The 18211-nt window shown below is 72.2% G+C and carries 16 protein-coding genes; 3 read left to right on the top strand and 13 right to left on the bottom strand.

Annotated elements, in window-relative coordinates; translation table 11 throughout:
* Nucleotides 1-150: 150 nt before the first annotated feature.
* Nucleotides 151-516, bottom strand: coding sequence for a hypothetical protein (locus tag RBH18_RS16060; protein ID WP_306208450.1), 366 nt, complete (start codon nt 514-516; stop codon nt 151-153).
* A gap of 1 nt (nt 517) precedes the next feature.
* Between RBH18_RS16060 and RBH18_RS16055 the strand changes: the two genes are divergently transcribed.
* The gene (locus RBH18_RS16055) at nt 518-715 is read left to right on the top strand and encodes a PASTA domain-containing protein (RefSeq protein ID WP_306208448.1); all 198 of its coding nucleotides are present in this window, start codon (nt 518-520) and stop codon (nt 713-715) included.
* Nucleotides 716-739: 24 nt separating this feature from the next.
* Here RBH18_RS16055 and RBH18_RS16050 read toward each other — a convergent pair whose 3' ends face one another.
* The 4 genes from RBH18_RS16050 to RBH18_RS16035 all read right to left on the bottom strand — a co-directional run bounded on the left by RBH18_RS16050 (nt 740) and on the right by RBH18_RS16035 (nt 3685).
* Nucleotides 740-2488: a bifunctional 3'-5' exonuclease/DNA polymerase gene (locus tag RBH18_RS16050; RefSeq protein WP_372338922.1), complete on the bottom strand. Its 1749-nt coding sequence runs from the start codon at nt 2486-2488 to the stop codon at nt 740-742.
* A 280-nt stretch (nt 2489-2768) separates the two neighbouring features.
* Nucleotides 2769-3191 carry a DUF6941 family protein gene (locus tag RBH18_RS16045; RefSeq protein ID WP_306208444.1) on the bottom strand — a complete coding sequence of 141 codons (423 nt, stop codon included), beginning with the start codon at nt 3189-3191 and terminating at the stop codon, nt 2769-2771.
* Nucleotides 3191-3379: a hypothetical protein gene (locus RBH18_RS16040; RefSeq protein ID WP_306208442.1), complete on the bottom strand. Its 189-nt coding sequence runs from the start codon at nt 3377-3379 to the stop codon at nt 3191-3193. The genes RBH18_RS16045 and RBH18_RS16040 overlap by 1 nt, the downstream gene beginning before the upstream one ends.
* Nucleotides 3380-3412: 33 nt before the next feature.
* Entirely contained in the window at nt 3413-3685 is a 273-nt protein-coding gene (locus RBH18_RS16035; protein ID WP_306208441.1) for a hypothetical protein, read from the bottom strand.
* Between the two features lie 272 nt (nt 3686-3957).
* Between RBH18_RS16035 and RBH18_RS16030 the strand changes: the two genes are divergently transcribed.
* A complete protein-coding gene (locus RBH18_RS16030; protein ID WP_306208439.1) occupies nt 3958-4791 on the top strand; it encodes a S1 family peptidase in 834 nt (277 codons plus the stop codon).
* A gap of 130 nt (nt 4792-4921) precedes the next feature.
* On the opposite strand, the gene RBH18_RS16025 is transcribed toward RBH18_RS16030, so the two are convergent.
* The 5 genes from RBH18_RS16025 to murD form a co-directional block, all read right to left on the bottom strand.
* Complete coding sequence (locus RBH18_RS16025) at nt 4922-5854, bottom strand: carbohydrate ABC transporter permease (RefSeq protein WP_306208437.1); 933 nt, start codon at nt 5852-5854, stop codon at nt 4922-4924.
* A 16-nt stretch (nt 5855-5870) separates the two neighbouring features.
* The gene (locus RBH18_RS16020; protein ID WP_306208435.1) at nt 5871-6785 is read right to left on the bottom strand and encodes a carbohydrate ABC transporter permease; all 915 of its coding nucleotides are present in this window, start codon (nt 6783-6785) and stop codon (nt 5871-5873) included.
* Nucleotides 6786-6848: 63 nt separating this feature from the next.
* Entirely contained in the window at nt 6849-8282 is a 1434-nt protein-coding gene (gene ngcE / locus RBH18_RS16015; protein WP_306208434.1) for an N-acetylglucosamine/diacetylchitobiose ABC transporter substrate-binding protein, read from the bottom strand.
* A 62-nt stretch (nt 8283-8344) separates the two neighbouring features.
* Nucleotides 8345-9289, bottom strand: a complete 945-nt coding sequence (locus RBH18_RS16010) for a MurR/RpiR family transcriptional regulator (RefSeq protein WP_306208432.1) — start codon at nt 9287-9289, stop codon at nt 8345-8347.
* Between the two features lie 328 nt (nt 9290-9617).
* Complete coding sequence (gene murD, locus RBH18_RS16005) at nt 9618-10970, bottom strand: UDP-N-acetylmuramoyl-L-alanine--D-glutamate ligase (protein WP_306208429.1); 1353 nt, start codon at nt 10968-10970, stop codon at nt 9618-9620.
* A gap of 242 nt (nt 10971-11212) precedes the next feature.
* Between murD and RBH18_RS16000 the strand changes: the two genes are divergently transcribed.
* A complete protein-coding gene (locus tag RBH18_RS16000) occupies nt 11213-12502 on the top strand; it encodes a hypothetical protein (RefSeq protein ID WP_306208524.1) in 1290 nt (429 codons plus the stop codon).
* Nucleotides 12503-12686: 184 nt separating this feature from the next.
* On the opposite strand, the gene RBH18_RS15995 is transcribed toward RBH18_RS16000, so the two are convergent.
* From RBH18_RS15995 to RBH18_RS15985, 3 genes are all read right to left on the bottom strand, one after another.
* Nucleotides 12687-15545 carry a hypothetical protein gene (locus RBH18_RS15995; RefSeq protein ID WP_306208427.1) on the bottom strand — a complete coding sequence of 953 codons (2859 nt, stop codon included), beginning with the start codon at nt 15543-15545 and terminating at the stop codon, nt 12687-12689.
* 254 nt (nt 15546-15799) lie between these two features.
* Nucleotides 15800-17398 (bottom strand): methyl-accepting chemotaxis protein, encoded by a 1599-nt coding sequence (locus RBH18_RS15990; protein WP_306208425.1) that lies wholly within the window; start codon nt 17396-17398, stop codon nt 15800-15802.
* Between the two features lie 93 nt (nt 17399-17491).
* Nucleotides 17492-18211, bottom strand: a 720-nt coding sequence (locus RBH18_RS15985; RefSeq protein WP_306208424.1) for a MalY/PatB family protein, incomplete at its 5' end; no start/stop codon positions are given.

Here is an 18211-nt window from a genome sequence, read left to right as displayed (position 1 = left end):
TCGCGCGCCGGAAGTGTCCGGATCATGCCGGGTTAGGGCCGCCGGATTCCTTTGCACGCCTCGGACCGCGGGGCCGCGCGAAGGCAGCCGATCGGCCGTGGCCCGCTCCCCCGCCGAAAGCGATGATCGACCGCGGGGAGGTGCCATGAGTCAGCCTTGGACGCCGGGCCGCGTGCTCCGGGCTGTCGCCGGGGTCACCGGCGCGCTGGTCCTCTGCTGCGGCGGAGTCGTCGCCGGCGCGATCATCGACGACGACTCACCCTGGATCGCGGCGTCGCCCTCGACCGCACGCCCTCCCGCAATGTCGCCCTCGACCGGGCGCCCTCCCGCGACGCCGCCCTCGACCGCGCGCCCTTCCGCAACGTCGCCCTCGACCGCGCGCCCTTCCGCAACGTCGCCCTCGACCGCGCGCCCTTCCGCAACGTCGCCCTCGACCGGGCGCCCTTCCGCAACGTCGCCCTCGACCGCGCGCCCTTCCGCGCCGGCACCGGCGTGGCCCGCGGCCCCGCAGCTCACCGTGCCCGATCTGCGCCACGAGAACGCGGCCGTCGCGGAGGAGCAGTTGCGCGCGCTCGGCTTCACCAACGTCTCGCTCGGCACCCGCAACGACAGCTGGGTTGTGCTGCCGGAGAGCTGGACCGTGCTCACCCAGTCCGCGGCGCCCGGGCGGCGGCTGGCGACCGACGCGCTCATCGTGCTCTTCTGCTCCCGGTAGGTCCCCCTTGGCGCCCTCGACCTCTCACTTCGCGTCGGCGTAGCACTCGACGACGGCGACGTCGAGGGGGAAGCGGACGTCCGTGTGCCCGAAGAGGAGGCGACCGGCCCGGTCGGCGGCCGTGCGGACCGCGGCGACCACGGCGTCGGCCTCCTCCTTGGGGCAGTGGATGCCGACCTCGTCGTGCACGTAGAGCACCAGCTCCGCCCGGGTGCCCGCCAGCTCGGTGCGCAGGGTCGCGAGCAGCACCAGGGCCCATTCGGCCGCGGTCGCCTGGATGACGAAGTTGCGGGTGAACCGGCCGCGGGCCCGTCCCTGCGCGCCGCCCTGAGGTGCGTCGGCGCTCCCGGCGACCTCCTCGGGCGGGTCGAGACCGGCGTCGCGCCAGGCACTCGCGGACGGCGGGCAGGTGCGGCCGAGCCACGAGCGCACCAGCCCCCCGGCCTCGCCGGTGCGCGCGGCGGCCTCCACATACTCGAAGGCGGTCGGATAGCGCTTGCGCAGCACGGCGAGGGCGGGGATCGCGGCGCCGCCGGTCTGGCCGTACATGGCGCCGAGCAGCGCGACCTTCGCCTTGGGGCGGTCGCCGGCGAAGGAGTCGGCGGCCAGGGCGGCATAGAGGTCGTCCGCCTCGCCCGCCGCGGCCAGCCGGGAGTCGCCGGACACCGCGGCCAGCACGCGCGGCTCCAGCTGCCCGGCGTCGGCCACCACGAACGTCCAGCCCGGGTCGGCCACCACCGCCCGGCGCACCACCTTGGGCACCTGCAACGCCCCGCCGCCCCGGGTGGCCCAGCGGCCCGAGACGACCCCGCCCGGCACGTACTCCGGCCGGAACCGGCCCGCGCTCACCCACGCGTCGAGCCACGCCCACCCGTGCGCGGTCCAGATGCGGTAGAGCTCCTTGTACTCCAGCAGGGGCGCCACGGCCGGATGCTCGACCTTGCGCAGCACCCACGCGCGCGTGTTCGGAATGTCGATCCCGGCGCGCGCGAACGCCCGCAGCACCTCGGCCGGGGAGTCGGGATGCAGCCCCCGTACGCCGAAAGCGTCATTGATCGCCGCCGTCAGCTCGGCCAGCCGCCGGGGCGGCCCCACCGGCTGCGGCGGCCCGAGCAGCTCCCGCAGCAGCCGATCGTGCACGTCGGCGCGCCACGGCAGCCCGAGATGCCCCATCTCCGCCCCGGCCAGCGCCCCCGCCGACTCCGCCGCCACGAGCAGCTCGAACTTCCGCGACGCCACCGACCGCCCCGCAACGACCGGCGCACCACCTCCACCCGCCGCAGCCAAGCCGGCGGACGACGGCCCAGCGGACAACGGGCCGGCGGACAACGGGCCGGCGGACAACGGGCCGGCGAAGGCAGCGCCTGCCCCGGGCGAGGGCGTCTCGGCGAGCGCGTTGATCCGGCGATGCTGGTCGGCATAGACCCGGACCAGGCTCTCCAGCACACGCTCCGGAGCAACCGGCGGCGGCGCCGCCCCGGTCTCGAAGAGCGCCGCCTGAGCGAACCCGGGCGGCTCCGCACTGCGCGGCACCGGATCGGGCGGCACGGGAGCCCCGGTGAGCCGGGCAAAGGCGGCGGCCAGCGACCGCGGCTCGCCCCACCGGCCCGCATGCCCGGACAGCAGCGCCTCGGTCAGCTCGACGTCGTGACAGCGCGCGACCCGCACCCCGGCCCGCAGCAGCGGCGGATAGATCTCGGCCGTGGCAGCCCAGAGCCAGCGCGGCGACCCCTCCCGCTCGCGCTCGGCGATCGCAGCGGGCAGATCGTCCACCCGCTCGGGCGCGGACAGCACCGTGCCGTCGGCGGACACGGCCTGGAGCAGCCCAGCACCGCGCCGACCACCGTCCAGCGGAACCACGGCTACCAGCACGAACTCATTCTGCCGCCGGGGTACGACAATTCTTTGCCGCCCCGCGACGATGAGACCGCGCCCCTCGTCATCGGTCGGCGTCGCCCAGCACGCAGCGGCGTCGGCTTGTTGCTCCAGCACGTTGCCCAGCGACTCGGACCGGCGGAGATCGGCGACTGCCCGACCTGCGACAGACGTCGCCCTACCGCGCCTCGACGGTGAAAGTCGCGTATCGGGTCTCGCCGGCCAAGCGCAGCCTCCAGGAGTAACGGCCGGGCGCCAGCGGGAGGGGCGAGACGTTGAGCGCGAAGGAGGCGTCCAGACAGCTTCCTGCCGGAAGATCGTCCGGCCGCCCGGTGCCGATCTCACCGTCGGCCGCGATCTCACGGCGCCCGTCCGGGGTGTCGAACGACACCACGCTTCCGTCCGCGGCGCTCAAGGAGAGGGAGAGCGGGATGCGCCGATCGAGTAGCTCCCAGGGCACTTTGACGAGAACGACCACGGCATGGGTCACCGGCGAAGCTGTTCGGGACCAGCCAGCTCCGAGCATGTGCACCTTGCCCGACGCCGGATCGGCTTGCGCCGCGTCGCAGAGGATCAACTGCAGGTCGAGCGGTGGCGCCATCAGGCAGCGAAGAATCTCGACGTGTCCCGGTCGCGATGCGAGCTGTCGGAAGCAACCCCGACGACGACGAGCCACTGCGTCTGACCTTGTGGCGGTCGCTGCGTCTTGCCACCCTCGGCAGCTCCGTCGAACTCTGCGAGCAGGTCCTGAACCGGCTCGTCCTCCTCGTAGAAGTCGTCGTCGCGCATGGTCTTCATCATGCCTCCCGTCTCATGAGCGAGCTAGCCGTCGGTGAAATGTGCGCCTCCGAGCCGATAGATGTCACCCAGCGGGTCAGCCGCCTCGTAGAGCACCACCATGACCGGCCTGCCGCGGATTCGTGTCTTGACCAGCCAACGCCAGCCGCGCACCTCATGGAAGCTGTACTTGTAGTCGAGGCCTTCGACGCATTCGACCGCTGCCCGTACTTCGTCGGCCGTGATCTGATGCTTTGAGTTGATCTTCTCTTCCACGCGGGCGCTGATGTGGATCTTCGCGACCCAGAGGGCGCCCACGTCACGCTTTTCCGTGACTCATGACGGGCACTCACGATGCCGCCGCGGCGCCGTATGTGTCCAAGAGAAGCAGCGACCGCTATCGAGCGCCAGTCATCGATCACGGATTGTCATGCCAGCGGCGTCGCCGTGGCGGCACGCCCGCCCGGGCCATGGCCACCTTCGGGGTCGCCGGAGTGGCGGGACGCATGCCGTGGAACGGGCGATGCCTACCGGCTCCGGCCCTTCTAGCGTTTCCCCGGAAAGGCCACGGAAGCGGAAAGAAGGTAGCTATGAGCATTTTTCGCAAGGTGGCGGGCACCGTTCTGGGGTCGGCGCTCCTCGGAACGGCCTGCGTCACCGCCACAGCGGCGCCGGCCGGGGCCATTGTCGACGGGTTCTCCGCGTCGAAGCGCGGCAAGTCGCTGGCGCCCGCGGTGGTGCGGATCTTCGCGCAGGACGGCTGGCGGGACCGGGGCGTCAACTGCACCGGCACGCTGGTCGCCGACCGGTGGGTGGTGACGGCGCAGCATTGCACCAACAAGGGTGAGCGGCAGGGGAAGCCGTACCGGGCCGGCAAGATCAAGGTGTTCGTGAACGTCAGCGCGCGCAACAAGGCGCAGACCCGGACGGCGTCGGAGGTCTGGCGCATGCGTGGCTACGACGAGCGGAGCGGGGTCGGTGACGTCGCGCTGCTCAAGCTGAGCAAGCCGGTCGAGGACGTCGCGCCGGCGCGGATCGCGGGCGGGCCGCTTCCGGCGGGGGTCAATGCCTATGTGTACGGCTTCGGGGAGACCGCCGACGGCCGCGGCGACCGGCAGAGCCTGCCCCGGGTGGCCGAGGTGCGGGTGGCGAGCCCGCGCAGCCTGGGGGCGCCGTGCCGGCTGCCCGATCAGGTGACCTATGTGACGTCGGTCAACGGCGGTACGGCCCGGGGTGACAGTGGCGGCCCGACGTTCGAGTGGGAGCGGGGCGCCCCGACGCTCTTCGCCGTGACGGGCGGGTCCTTCGACCGGACCACCTGCCGGGGAGGAAGCGTGTCGGCGACGTGGGTCGGGCTCTACAACCGGGTCGACCGGCGCAGCGCCGCGTGGTACTTCCTGCGCTCCCACGTGCCCGGCCTCTGACGCGAAACCGGCGCCGCTCTCCAAGAGGGGCCGGGAGGGACCGGGCAGCGGCGCCGCTCTGCGGGATCGACCAGGGACCGGGCAGCGGCGCCGCTCCCCGGGATCGACCAGGGAGCGGCGCCGCTGTGCGCTACTTCGTGGAGCCGGCGGTCAGACCCGCCTGGATCTGGCGCTGGAAGAAGGCGTACATGATGATCATCGGCAGCATCGAGAGGGTGAGCGCGGCGAACAGCGCGGCCCAGTTGGCCTGGTAACCGGCCGACACCGAGATGTTCGCGATGCCCTGGGTGAGCACCCACTTCGAGTCGGCGCCGGCGCCCTGCATGATGGCGACCGGCAGCAGGTACTGGTTCCACTGACCGACCAGGTTGAAGATCGTGATGCTGATCAGGCCGGACTTGGCCATCGGCAGCATGACCTGGAAGAACAGCCGGGTGTGCGAGGCACCGTCGACGACGGCGGCCTCGGCGACACTGTTCGGCAGCGTCTTGAAGAACGCGGTCATGAAGAAGACCGTGAACGGCAGCGAGTACGCGATGTAGACCAGGATCAGGCCGGTGAACGTGTTGAGCAGGCTCAGGTTCTTGAGGATCAGGAACAGCGGCACGATCGCCATGAAGACCGGGAACGCCAGGCCCGAGACGAACAGGTAGTAGATCGCGCGGTTGCCCCAGAACTTGTAGCGGGCGAGCACGTACGCGGCCATCGAGCCGAAGATCATCGTGCCGGCGGTGCTGCAGGCGACGACGAACACGCTGTTGAGGAAGTAGCGGCCGATGTGGGCCTCGGTCCACGCCGTCTTGTACGTGTCCCAGGACAGCGAACTCGGCAGGCTGAACGGCGCGTGGGTGAAGATCTCGGTGTTGCTCTTGAACGACGCCAGGATCACCCAGATCAGCGGCGCGATGACGAGGATGCCCCAGACGGCCAGCGCGATGTGCGCGAAGCCGCTGAAGAGCCGGCCCTCCTTGGCGTCGTGGCTCGCCGCGGCCGGGCTCTTGCGGCTCCCGGGATAGTCGACGGTGCCGGGCACCGGGGTGTGCACGTCGGTGGAGTTGGTCATGATGAACGCTCCCGGCTCAGAGCTCGACGGTGTCGCGCCGGGTGACCCGCAGGGTCAGCGCGGCGAACGTGAGGGTCAGGAAGAAGAGCACGACACCCATCGCGGAGGCGTAGCCGTACTGCCCGTAGTCCTGCATGTTGCGGAAGATCTCGAGGCCGAGCACCGTGGTCGCGCCGTCGGGACCACCGCGGTCCACGGACATGACGTTGACCAGGGCGAAGGCGTCGAAGGCCGCGATGCCGAGGTAGACCCAGGCCACCTGCAGCGTGCTCCACAGCAGCGGCAGCGTCACCTTGAAGAACAGGGTGCCGCGGGTGGCGCCGTCGAGCGCCGCCGCCTCGTAGATCTCGGTGGGGATCGAGCCCATGCCGGCCGAGAAGAGCACGACGTAGAAGCCGACGCCCTGCCAGACGAGCACGGCGATGATCGACCACAGGGCGAGGTTCTTGTCCGCGAGGAACAGCACCGGCTGGTCCACCCCGACCTGGTGCAGCAGGCCGTTGATCAGGCCGCTCTCGTCCGGCGAGTAGACCCGGTTGAAGATGACCGCCACCAGCGCGAGGGCCAGCAGCTGCGGGAAGAAGAAGATCACGCGGTAGAACCAGGAGCCGCGTACGCCGCGCATCAGGCCGCCCTTGCTGCCGCCGCCCACGTTGAGCAGGAAGGCGAAGAAGAGCGCGATGGCGATGGTCAGCAGCGGCATGGCTATCAGCAGCACGATGTGGTGCTGGATGGCCTTCCAGAACGTGCTGTCCTGGAACAGCTTCGTGAAGTTGTCGAACCCGATGTACTCGAAGTCCGGCGAGAAGCCGCGCCAGTTGGTGAAGGACAGGTTGAAGGCCTGGATGTAGGGATACACGACGAACGTCGCGTAGATCGCCACCGGCACGATCAGGAAGCCGATGATGAACGGGTACCTGCCGTGCTTCATGGTGCTAGCTCCGTCCGTCTATGGGGGAAGGGCCCGCGGCGGGAGACCGCGGGCCCCGGGGAATCAGCGGGAGAACTTCTCGATGGAGGAGTCGGCCTTGACGGCGTCGGCGACCTTCTGGATGCGCTCGCAGAACTTGTCGGCGGTGCCGCCCTGGTACATCAGCTCGTTGGTCGCGGCGCGCACCTCGTCGTCCAGCTTCTTGTACCAGGTGTCGAAGCGGAAGCTGAAGGTGTCGGCACCGGCCGCGCCGAGCGCCTTGTTGCCGGAGGTGAGGCCGGCGCTGATCTCCATGCCGTCGGTGGCACCGGCGACGACGGTCAGCGTCTTGGTGAGCTGGGTGAAGCCCACGGCGCCGGCCTTGGAGAGCATGTGCCGCAGGAACTCCATGCCGCCGCGCGGGTTCTTGCCCTTGCTGGCGACGAAGTACTGCTCGCCGGCCGCCGCGTACAGGGCGGTGACGGGCAGCTTGTCGGCGGTGGTGACGCTCGGGATCGGCATCAGCTGGTAGTCGAAGCCGGCCGGGGTGTCCTTGGCCTGCTCGTTCTCCAGCCACGAGCCGGACGGGTAGAGGCCGACCTTGTACTGGTTCTGCTGGAGCTGGACCTCGGTGTGCTTGAGGCCGAGGAACGCCTTGTTGGAGTACTTGGCGCCGACCTCGGCCCAGGCCGCCGCGGCCTGCTTGACGGCGTCGCTGGTCCAGGCGCCCGGCTCGAGGTTGTCGATGTTCTTGAGGACGTCGGCGCCACCGATCTTGGCGGCGCTGGTGAGGATCGCCGTGTACTGGTAGTACGGGGCGTTGGCGCCGGCGTAGCCGTACGGCGTGATGCCCTTGGCCTTCATCTTGTCGAGCAGCGCCGTGAAGTCCGCCCACGTGGTGGGGACGGTCCAGCCGTTGTCCTTGAACAGCTTGCCGGAGTACCAGAGGCCGAAGACGGTGAAGGCGTAGTTGAGCACGTACGGCTTGCCGTTGAACGTGCCCTGCTCCACGGTGCCGGGGATCAGGGTGTCCTTGACGGTCTTGCCGGCGATGTCCACGGACGGGGCCGCGAACAGCTCGGTCAGGTCCTGCACCTGGCCGGCCGAGACGAGCGCGCCCTGGTCCATGAGCTTCGAGCCGGAGTTGTTGATCATGTCCGGCGGGTCGCCCGCGGTGAACCGGGGCTGGACGACGGTCGAGATCTCCTCGGTCTGGTTGAAGGTGACCTTGGAGTTCGGGAAGAGCTTGTTGTACGACGGGATGTCGACGTCGGTCGCGTACTTGGTGCCGAGGCCACCGTTGAAGATCACGATCTCCAGCGGCGCGTCCTCCTTGATGCCCAGCGGGTTGGTCGCCGAGACCTCGCCGGCCGGCTTGTCGGCGGTGTCGTCGTCGCTGCTGCCACCGCCGAGGCACGCGCTGAGCATGCTCACCGCGGGGGTGGCCAGCAGGCCGACGGCGGCCGCGCGGCGCAGCAGCGTCCGGCGGTCGACCTCGGGCTTCAAGATGTCGGTCATGCACTTACTCCTCAGGGTGTGATCCGGTGCCGAACGGTGGTGCGCTTGGAGCCGGGAAAGCTCTATGGGGTGGGGCTGCCGTCCTTCACGGCCTTGTGACCGCTGACGGCTCGGGCAGTGCGCTGGAAGGCCGCGTTGGAGCGCTCGTGCGTGCGCTGCGCGACGGCGACGTACAGGAGGTCCAGGACGACCAGCTGCGGGTGCCGCGCGGAGAGCGCGTCCGGCCGGAAGGTCGTCGCCTGGGTGGCGGTGAGCAGGACGATGTCGGCCAGCTCCGCCAGCGGCGAGCGCGGGAAACTGGTCAGGGCGATGGTGGTGGCACCCCGGCTGCTGGCCTCGGCGAGCAGCTCGATGGTCTCGCCGGTCTCGCCCGAGTGCGAGATCCCGAGGGCCACGTCCCCCGTACGCGACAGCGCCGCGCTCGCGAGACCGTTGTGCACGTCGGTCCACGCCCACGCCGCGACGCCGATGCGGTGCAGGCTGAACTGCATCTCCTCGCCGACCAGCGCGCTGCCGCTGGCCCCGAAGATGTTGACCCGGGGCGCCGCCGCGATCGCCACGGCGGCCCGCTCCACCTCGGCGAGGTCGAGCAGCTCGGCGGTGTCGTGCATCGCCTGGGTGTCGGCCGCCATGATCTGCGCGAGGACTCGTTCGAGGGGGTCGCCGGGCTGGATCTCGCGGCCGATGTCGACGGTCCAGCCGGCCGAGCGGGCCCGGCCGGTCTCGGCGGCGATGCCCAGCCGCAGCTCGGAGTAGCCCTCGAAGCCCAGCGCCCGGCAGAAGCGGGTGACCGTGGCCGGCGAGGTGCCGCTGCGCTCGGCGAGCTCGACGATCGTCGCGCGGGACGCGCCGGCCGGGTCGCTCAGGACCTGCTCCGCCACCCGCTGCAGCGCGCCGGTGAACTCGGGGAGCAGGGTGCGCACCCGGAGCAGGACGCCCGTGTTGTCGCGCACAGGCGCGTCGACGACCGCAGTCGAGGCGGTGCCGTCCACGTCTGGCTCGACCATGGGCCATCCCTTCAGGAAGGACTATTAACTGTCGCGGTAAAAGTTCTTACTGCGAGCCCCCCTGTGTCAAGACTGTGGGCGAAGTTTTCAAACCGTTACCAAGAGCATCTTCGTGAATGCGTGTTACGGCGGAGGTGTTTGACGGGTGTCGATCGGCAAATGTGCGGTAGGACGTGATAGCCATCACGTGACCGAGTTTGACCCGATTTGATCATCGTCTTTCCGGTCAGGCGGGCCTCGGCCGACCGGCTCGTTCGGGCCCAACGCGAAACGCCCTCGCAACAGGCGAGGGCGTTTCGTAACGTGGCAAAAATTCTGCCCGAACCGGTTAAGCGCTTTTTTGGATCGCTTCCAGGAAAGCGGCGGAGCGGTGCTCGAAGTTCCGGAACCGGCCGTAGCTCGGCGCCCCCGGCGACAGGAGGACGGCGCCGCCGGGCGGGGTCAGCTTGCGCGCGAGGCTCACCGCGTCGGCCAGATCCTCCGCCGGCTCGGTGCGCACGCCGGGGAGCCCCGCGAGCGCTTCGAGGATCCGGGGGCCGCTGTCGGGCAGCCCGATGACCGTGACCGTCTTCTCCTCGAGGTGCTCACGCAGGGGGCCGTAGTCGAGGCCGCGGTCCGTGCCGCCGACGAGGACGGTCAAGGGCCTTCCCGCGTACGCGTCAATGGCGTGCATCGTCGCGTAGGGGCTGGTCGACAGCGTGTCGTCGACGAAGGTCAGCCCGGACGGGTCCTCGATCTCCGCGAGCCGGTGCGGCAGCCCCTCGAACGACGCGACGGCCGCGCGCAGCTCCTCCTTGAGCGCCAGCACGTCGATGCCCATGCCGTCGAGCACCGCCAGCGCCACGCACAGGTTGCGGCCGTTGTGGGCGCCGCGCAGCCTCAGCTCGTCCCGGGCGAACAGCACGTCGTCGCTGCAGTAGACGAACCCGTCCGCCTCGACGCGGAACCGCGAGTCCTCGTTGCCGGCCGGGATCGCCGCGAAGCCGTTGAGGTCCCGGACGGCGAGCGTCTCGGTCACCAGCCGCTGGTCGGCGCCGTTGACCACGATCAGTTCCGGACCGTGGGCGAGCAGGTTGAGCTTGTCGCGGTAGTACTCGCGCTCGCCGCCGTGCGCGTCGAGGTGCTCCGGGAACAGCGACGTCACGACGGCCACGCGCGGCGAGTCGGTCAGGTCGGTGCACTGGTAACTCGACAGCTCCAGCACGTACTGGTCCGCAGGGGGCAGGTCGAGCAGCGGGACGCCGATGTTGCCGCCGAAGACGTTGGGCCGCCCGGCCGCCGCCAGCAGGTGGCTGATCAGCGCGGACGTGGTGCTCTTGCCCTTGCTGCCGGTCACGCCGACGGTGGTGCGCGCGTGCTCGGCCATCCACAGCGCGCTGCCGCCGGTGATCGTGATGCCGCGTCCGCGGAGGTCGGCCATCCACGGGTGCGTGTTGGGCACGCCGGGCGAGCGGACGATGACGTCCGCGGCGGCCAGAGCGGGGAAGGCGTGGTCGCCGCCGGCCAGCGGCGCGAGGGCCGCCAGCTCACCTTCCCACGGTACGGACAGATAGTTCACGCTGTCGTCGACGACGATCAACCGGGCCGGGGCGTGCGCGGCGATCGCGGTCACGGCGGCGCGGCCCTCACGGCCGGTCCCCCAGACGGCTACGGAACGTCCGCGCAGGTCTGCCAGGCGCACAGGAATACTCCTCGGGTCGGGTCGCATCGGAGAGCGCGTCCGGCGGCCACGACGGCCCGCGCCGGGCCCAGCTTCCGCCTCGCTGCGCGGTCCGGGCGGCCGGATACACCACCGGTATCCGACCACCCGGCCCACTTGCGACGCGAACCTGGACTCCGGCTCGGCGTCGCCGTGGCCGCCGGACGCGCTCTAGTATTGCCCGTCGGTCCAGTGACAGGAGTCTGCGGGTGCAGTTCGATGTGATGCGCTTTCCCTCGTACGCGTTCGACCCTTCGACGGGCGTCGCGACGTTCGACTACGCGCTGGACTCGCTCTCGTTCACGGAAACGATCACGTTCCCCCTCGCGGACGGGGACATCCCGGACACCTTCTACCGGGTGCTGGAGTTGTTGCACGTCGTCGCCGGGGTGAGCTACTACAAGGTCGGCGCGCCGCCGCGGATCGAGGCGCCCCGGGCCTACCCCGCCGAGGCCTCCGCCTTGTTCGACGCCGTGTACAGCCAGGGGCTGGGCGAGTACGCGTACGTGAACCAGCTGCCGCACGTGCTGTCGCTCTCCGTCGACGTGCCGGGGGTCTCCGCTCCCGCCGCTCCGGTCGACAACGCGGACAAGCGGCCGCTCTCCGCCGTCGGGGGCGGCAAGGACTCCATCGTGACCCTGGAGATCCTGCGGGCCGCGGGCCTCGACCCGGTCCCCTTCTCGGTCAACCCGAACCACGTCATCGAGAACGTCAACGCCGCCTCCGGGCTGCCGGCCCTCGCCGCGCGCCGCAAGCTCGACCCGAAGCTGTTCGAGCTCAACAAGGCCGGCGCGCGCAACGGGCACATCCCGGTGACCGCGATCAACTCGCTCATCGCCATCGCCACCGCCGTCCTGCACGGGCTCGGGCCGGTGGTCATGTCCAACGAGCGCTCGGCGTCCGACCCCAACCTGATCTGGAACGGTCACGAGATCAACCACCAGTGGTCCAAGGGCGTCGCCGCCGAGGGGCTGCTGCGGGCCGCCGTGACCGCGCACGCCGGCCTCACCGAGCCGTACTTCTCGCTGCTGCGGTCGCTGTCCGAGCTGCACATCGCCCAGCTGTACGCGCGGTTCGACCGCTACGACGACGTGGTGACCAGCTGCAACAAGGCGTTCAAGCTGCACGACCCGACGGCGCGCTGGTGCGGCGACTGCCCGAAGTGCCGCTTCGTGGCCCTCGCCATGGCGCCGGCAATGCCCCGCGAGCGGCTGACCCGGATCTTCGGGCGCGACCTGTTCGCCGACCCGGCGCAGGTGCCGGGCTACCTGGAGCTGCTGGGCATCGACGCGCACAAGCCGTTCGAGTGCGTGGGCGAGGTCGAGGAGTCGCTCGTCGCCCTGACGATGCTGGCCGACGACCCGCAGTGGGCGGACGCGCCCGTGGTCACCGCGCTGCGTGCCGCGGTCCCGGCTGCCGGCTGGGCCGCCGCCGACCGGGCCGCGGTGCTCATGCCGGGCGGGAAGACGTTCGTTCCCCCGGCGTACGCGAAGGCGTTGTCGGCGTTCCTCTGAGCCGGGTCCTGCCCGGCGCGCCTTCCGGTTGACGCGCCTTCTGGTTGACGCGCCTTCTGGTTGACGCGCCTTTCCACCCGGCGCGCCTTCCGCTTGGCGTGCCCTCCTCCGGGCGCGTTGTCGGCCGGGCGCGTCGTCGGCCGGGCGCGTCTCCTCGGGCGCGTCTTTTCGGCGGCGTGTCGCCTTACTCGGGCGTGTCGTGGTGGATGTGCGCCGGGTCGACCCCTAGGTCCTGGAGGGCGGCGCTCACCGCGACGAGCATCAACGGCGGTCCGGCCAGGTAGACCTCGTGGCCGGACCACTCCCCGTACGCGGCGACGGCGTCGGTGACGAGCCCGGCCGCGTACGGGCCGCTCGGCCCCTCCGAGATGACCGGGATGACCGTGGCCCGCCGCGCCGCCCGGGCGAGCGCCGCGACCTCCTCGATGTCGTAGAGCTCGTCCAGCGTCCGCACGCCCCAGAACAACACCGCCGACCGCGGGTCGCCGGTGTCGGCCAGCTCGGTGAGCAGCGCCTTCAGCGGGGCGACGCCCGTGTCCCCGGCGATCATCAGCACGTCGGGGCCCGGGGGCGGCAGCACCATCGTGCCCTCGGCGCGCGACAGCCGCACGGTGTCGCCGACCTGCGTGCGGTGCACCAGGGCGCCGCTGACGCCGGTGAGCGTCTTCGCGCGGACGTGCAGCTCGACGATGGTGTCCCGGCGCGGCGCACCGGCCAGCGAGTAGGGCCGCCACACCCCGGGCAGCTCGGCGACCTCGACGCGGGCGAACTGGCCGGGCACGTAGGGCATGGGCAGGTAGGGCCGCAGCCGGATCACCGCCAGGTCGTCCCGCCGCTGCTCGTGCGACACGACGACGGCCAGCCACGTCACCGGCTCGTAGCGCGCGGCCGTCATGCCCTGCGCCACCCACTCGTACGCGTGCTGCCACGTCGAGCGCCACGCCTGGTCGAAGTCCTGCCGCCAGCCGTTCGCGGCCATCCCGGCCCGCATCGCCTCGGCCAGCGCGGCCCCGGCCAGCTGCAGCTGCTGCGGCGCGATCCCGCACTCGGCCAGCGCCGCCCCGAGCCGCGTGAACCCGGCGACGAGCGTGGGCGGCTGATCGACATGGTGCACGAGCCAGGTCAGGCCCTCGGCGAGCTGCTCCACCTGCGCGGCCGCGCTGCCCGGGACCCCGGCGAAGAGCGCCGGCTGCGCCTGCACGAGCGCCGCCCGCAACCGGCCCGCCACCTCGGCCGGGCCACCGGCGAGGGTCAGGCTGTTGCCGAGCAGCCGACGCACCTCCACCAGCGCGGCGTCGTCGGCCGGGTTCATGCCGTCGGGCGCGGGCACGGGACGGCCGGGGGCGACGGGCTTGGCGTCCCACGGTCCGGACACGCCCGGCATCGCGATGACGGGGTCACCCGGCCACATCGGCCCGGCCGGGCGCGGACCCCCGATCGGCGGAATGCCCCCCACGGGATCGAGCGACGCCGCCGGCACGAGACCGGGATTCCACCCCTGAGGTACGCCATGAGCGGCCCCGCCCGCCGGCCGTCCGCCCGCACCGGGAAAGACCGGCGCCCCCGGAACCTGAGGGACGACGGCCGCCCCGGGAGCGGCCTGGCCAGCAGGAACAGCCGGCATGCCCGGGGTGGTTGCCGCGGCGGGGGCGCTCCCGGTGGCCGGCGACGGCGGAAAGCCGGGCAGCGGAACCGGCAGGCCGGGGGCCTGCAGACGAGCAGGCAGCGAGCCCGGCGGCGTGGCACCGGACGGCAACGTGGCACCGGACGGCAGCGTGGCACCCGATTGCGGCGTGGCACCCGATTGCGGCGTGGCACCCGATTGCGGCGTCGTACCGGTCGGCGGTGTCGCGGGAGGACGCGTGTCCCCCGCCACGGGAAGACGCGTGTCCCCCGCCGCGGGAAGACGAGTTCCCCCAGCGCCGGGACGGCTGCCGAGACCACCCGGCAGCAGTGGCGCCGGCAGCGCAGGGCCACCGGAGCCGGGCCCACCGAGGCCAGGCAACGCACCGCCGGGCACGCCCGAGCCGGGCACGCCCGAGCCGGGCACGCCCGAGCCGGGCACGCCGGAGCCGGGCACGCCGGAGCCGGGCACACCCGAGCCGGGCAACGCGGGAGCACCGGCGCCCGGCAGCGCGGGCCCGGCGGCAGCGGGCAGCGGCGGGATGGAGGGCATCCCGGGCACGGGAACCGTTCCGCGCGGGCCCGCCGGGCCGGGCAGCACCGAGCCCGGAAGAGTCCCCGCAGGCGTCGCGGCGCCGGGAGTGGTCGTGCCGGTCGCGGGGTGGCTCTGGGAGGGCTGACCGGCACCCGGCCGGGGTGAGGGCGTCGTGACCGGGGGCAGCAGGTGCTCGGGCGTCGAGACCCGGCCCGCCGCCTCGGCCAGGGCGGCACGGGCGCGGGCCTGGGTGCTGAGGTCGTCGGGGAGCAGATCGAGCAGGTGCCCGGGGTCGAAGTCCGCGACGGGCGCCCGCGGGGTACCGCCCGTCCCGGTGCCGGCGGGAGCCGTGGTCGCCGCCGGGCCGTCCACGATCGGCAGGGCAGCCCCCGGCACCGATCCCCCGCCCGATCCGCCGGCCGGTCCCGTGGCAGGGCTTCCGGGGCCGGGACTCGCCGGACCGGGACTCATGGAACCAGGACCCGCCGGACCGCCGGGGGCTGGGCGCGGGGTCCCCGCCGGCAGCGTGCCGAAGCGGGCCTGAGGATCGGCGGGCGGCGTGCCGAACCCGGCCCGGGGGTCGGCGCGGACGGCTGTGGTCTCGGGCTCGGCCTCGGGGCGCGGGATGCGCGGGGCGGAGAGGTCGCGGTAGGGGTGGGCGGCGGGAAGTTCCCGGGTCTCCTGATGGTCCGGCCACTCGGGGTGCATCATCAGCTCGGGATGCAGCGGCTCGGCGACCCGGGGCTCGGCGCCCGGCCGGGTGATCTCGCCGCTCAGGGCCTCGGCGACATCGGCCGCGCCCGCTGCCACGGCGTCCGGGGCGGCCAGGCGCAGCCGGATGGCACGCAACAGGGCAAGCATGTGCGGGTCGGAACCGGTTGACACGGAACACCCCCCGCATGCGGAACCACGCCGACAGAACAACGGTACTGCCGCAGCGCCCACGCCGCTCCCCCTCGCGCGGACGAGACCACGGACAGCCCGGACGAGACCAGGACAGTGCGCACGGAACCGCGGACGAGGCAGGACGTGCGCACGGAACCGCGGACGACAACAGGACAGCGCGCACGGAACCGCGGAGGAGGACACGAAAGGTGCGAAGGGGACGACGGCCGGGTGGACAGGATCGTCAGCGGGCGTCAGTACCGGAACTGGTGCACGACGGCCTGGAGCTCGTCCGACACCTGCGCCAGCTCGTCGGCGGCGGTCCGGGTCGCGTGGGCGCCGCGGCGGTTCTCCTCCGCCACGCCGACGACCTCGCCGATGCCGCTGCCGATGCGGTCCGTTCCGCCGGCCGCCGCGCTGAGGTCGGCCGCCATGCCGTTGGTGGTGGCGCTCTGCTCCTCGACGGCGGAGGCGATCGTCGTCTGGTAGTCGCTGATGCGGCCGATGACCTCGGTGATCTCGGTGATCGCCGCGACGGCCGTGCCGGTGTCCGCCTGGATGGCCGCCACCCGCCGGCTGATGTCCTCGGTGGCCTTGGTGGTCTCCTGGGCGAGATCCTTGACCTCCCCGGCGACCACGGCGAAGCCCTTGCCGCTCTCCCCGGCCCGAGCCGCCTCGATCGTCGCGTTGAGGGCCAGCAGGTTGGTCTGGCCGGCGATCGCCGTGATCACCTTGACGACGTCGCCGATCTCCGTGGACGAGCGGCCCAGGCGGTTCATGAGCTCCTCGGCGGTGGTGGAGGCGTGCACGGCCTCCTGGGCCACGTTCGCCGCCTCGCCCGCGTTGACGGCGATCTCGCGGATCGAGGCGCCCATCTCCTCGGCGCCGGTTGCCACGGCGGCCACCCGGGCGTTGACCTCGGTCACGGCGCCGCCGATGGCGCCGACCTCGCCGGACGTACGGTCGGCGCCGCCGACGAGCTCCCCGGCGGCGGCCTGCAGCTGCGTGGCACGGGCCGCGAGCGTGCCGCTGCTCGCCGCGAGGGTCCGCAACGCCCCGTGCATCCGCTCGGTGGCGCGGCTGAGCGCCGTGGCCATGGCACCGAACTCATTACCCGTACGAATGTCGGCCCGCCGGGTGAGATCGCCCTCCGCGACCGCGTCCAGCACCTCGCGGAAGCGGGCCAGCGGCCGGACGACGCCGTTGGCCACCAGCATCGCCAGCACCACGGCCAGGGCCAGCCCGGCCGCCAGCACCACCAGGACGGTGGCCCGGGCGACGCTGTAGTCGTGCCGCGACTCGGCCAGGGCGGCCTGCCCGGCGGCCGAGGTGCCGGTGACGAGGTCGTTGAGGTGCCCGAGGGCCTCGGTGATCTTGGGTTGCAGCTGCCCGCTGCGCAGGGCGTTCCAGTCCTCGAGCCGGCCGGCGGCCTTGAGCTGGTCCGCCTGCGTGCGCAGCGTCTGATACTCCGCCCAGGAGGTGGCGAACGCCTCGAGGGACGCGCGCTCGGCCGCGGCGAGATCACGCTCGCGCAGCTGGGCGACGGTCGCATCGATCTGCTCCTGCGCCGCGGTGGCCCGGCCGGTGGCCGCCGTGGCCAGGTCGGCCGTGGTCGCCGTCGCCGCGGACAGCCCCTCGTAGCGCAGGGTCCAGACCTGCTCCCGCAGGACACCGACGTCGGTCGCCGGCAGCAACGCCCGGGTGTGGATCCCGGTGGCGCTGTCCGCGATCGTGTCCATCCGCCACAGGCTGATCCCGCCCACCACGACGGCGAGCAGTCCCGTGACGGTCACCAGCAGGCCGATGCTCGTACGGACGCTCACCTTGCCGAGCACGCCGGAGCGCTGTGCCATCCTGTCCCCCCGAGAAAGTAGCTCCCGGACGGATCGTCGGCGCGCTCGCGACGACAGTGAGTGGTTTGCGCCAAATGGACAACAATGCGCGGCTCAGCCGAGCGCGCGAGCCATCCGCTCGATGCCCTCCTCGAGAACCTCCGCGCTGGTGCCGAAGTTGAGGCGGACGAAGCCGGCGCCCTGGGTGCCGAACCGGGTGCCGGGCTCCAGTGCCACCCGCCCCTTCTCCAGGAACACCGCCGCCGGGTCGTCGCCGAGGCCGAGCGCGCGGCAGTCGAGCCAGGCCAGGTAGGTCGCCTCGGGATGGCGCCACGTGACGTCGGGGAGGCGGTCGGCGAGGAGTCCGGCGAGCTGGGCGCGGCGCTCGGCGAGGAAGGCGAGGAGCTCGTCGAGCCAGGCGTCGCCCGCGGTGAAGGCGGCCACGGTAGCGAGCATGCCGAGGTGGCCCGTGCGCCAGCGGGCGTCGGGCGGGAAGCGGACGGCGAGGTCGCGGGTGCCCTCGACGACGGCGGCGCACTTGAGGCCGGCGAGGTTGAAGGCCTTGCTGGCCGAGACCAGGCTCACCCCGACCGCCTCGGCGCCCGGGATGCTCAGGAACGGGGTGTGCGTGGCGCCGGGCAGCACGAGCGGGGCGTGGATCTCGTCGCTGATGATCGTCACGCCGTACTCGGAGGCGAGGGTGACCAGGGCGGCCAGCTCCTCGGGGGTGTGCACGCGGCCCACGGGGTTGTGCGGGTTGGCCAGCACGTAGGCGGCCGGGCGCGCCGCGAACGCCGTCTCGAGGGCGGCCAGGTCGAGCCGGTAGCCGGCGGT

Source organism: Actinoplanes oryzae (assembly GCF_030757795.1).
In the GTDB taxonomy this organism is placed as follows: Bacteria; Actinomycetota; Actinomycetes; order Mycobacteriales; family Micromonosporaceae; genus Actinoplanes.
The sequence above is the reverse complement of the archived record's forward strand: the minus strand, read 5'-3'. Positions and strand labels throughout refer to the sequence as shown.